This is a genomic window from Moorena sp. SIO3I6 (assembly GCF_010672095.1).
This window is the reverse complement of the sequence record NZ_JAAHHU010001461.1, coordinates 1-1,256: the sequence shown is the minus strand read 5'-3', so window position 1 is coordinate 1,256 and position 1,256 is coordinate 1. Positions and strand designations below refer to the sequence as shown.

At 48.4% G+C, this 1,256-nt stretch carries 2 protein-coding genes; one reads left to right on the top strand and one right to left on the bottom strand.

Going from position 1 to position 1,256, the window contains the following annotated elements; translation table 11 throughout:
* Positions 1–76: 76 nt before the first annotated feature.
* The gene (locus F6K49_RS50275; RefSeq protein ID WP_293110356.1) at positions 77–667 is read left to right on the top strand and encodes a PEP-CTERM sorting domain-containing protein; all 591 of its coding nucleotides are present in this window, start codon (positions 77–79) and stop codon (positions 665–667) included.
* Between the two features lie 231 nt (positions 668–898).
* Here the strand turns inward: F6K49_RS50275 and F6K49_RS50270 are convergent.
* A partial coding sequence (locus F6K49_RS50270) for a 1-acyl-sn-glycerol-3-phosphate acyltransferase (RefSeq protein ID WP_293110354.1) occupies positions 899–1,256 on the bottom strand: 358 nt, incomplete at its 5' end.

The window sequence follows — 1,256 nt, the reverse complement described above, 5'->3', positions numbered from 1 at the left end:
AATCACTCCAGAGTTTTAAGAATTAGGTAACTTAGCGACATTTTTTGGAGCTACACTGCCTGCACCAGAGGACACTTTGCCCGGCTTGTTTGCTGCTTCGGAACCGGATGGATTACAAAGCGTCGCATTTGCCAACGTTTTTGGGTCTGGAGCAGGTAGTGAATTTTCCTTTTTCGTCGATATCGATCCTACTGTTCAGACCTCTGTCAGTTATGCTGCAATGGTTGTTCCCTCCCATGATGGCTTTGTTGGCGATGTAGACCCCATAACACTCTTCTCCCCCGATGGGGTTTTTCTACCTCAAAAAATTGAAATTCGGGGTGCTGATGTGTTTGATGCGGGGACGGAGGAAAACATAGAAGATATAAACACTACACCAATTGTATTCGATCCACCAGAGAGATTTTTTGGAGCTGTTCGTCAGGGAAAACCAGAAGATGCATTGATTAGGACACATCCCCTACTTAAAGAGCCTGGACAAGGAGGATTCCTCGATTTACCGAATTATGTAAATGGTGATTTTACCCGAAACCCAAACGAAATATATGCTCTTATCAATATTGAGCAGGTATCAGTACCTGAACCAACTTCTACTTTCAGCTTACTAGCCATCGGTCTACTAGGCGTGACCTCAATCTTCAAGCGCAAACTAAAGCCTTGCAATTAGGTAGCGAAAAAGCGAGATAAACTGGCGTTGCTGAATCAAGTAATAGACCTCTTGCAAAAGTAGGACCTAGGGTGTGTGAGGGACGGGCTGGCCATGATTTTCCGCCTCTGTGCATTGGTTAGAACCCCCGTCCCGTAACGCACCACCGGGTCAAACAGTAACTGCTCCCTATTCCCTGTTCCCTATTCCCTGTTCCCTACTCCCTACTCCCTACTCCCTACTCCCAAATGGTCAACGTCCCAAATCATGGAGAGCATTAATCGCTGCAGCACACTGTTGGGTCACAGCTTGCAATTCGTCTCGGTTACTAGAACTAGGAGGATCAATCAGCTTACCAATGCGCACGGTTAAGGGCACAGACCGTGGCATCAAAGAACCTTTTTTTACAATTGCTTGACTTCCCCACAAAGTAACGGGCAGCAGGGGGGCTTCGGCTTGGGCTGCAATCCAGGCGGCACCAAGCTTGGGGTTATGAATCCGAGCATCGGCTCTCCGGGTGCCATCCAAATACACACCAACGGCCCAGCCATTCTTGAGGCAATTGAGGGCAGAACGCAGGGCACTCCGGTCTGCTGAGCCTCGCTTAACC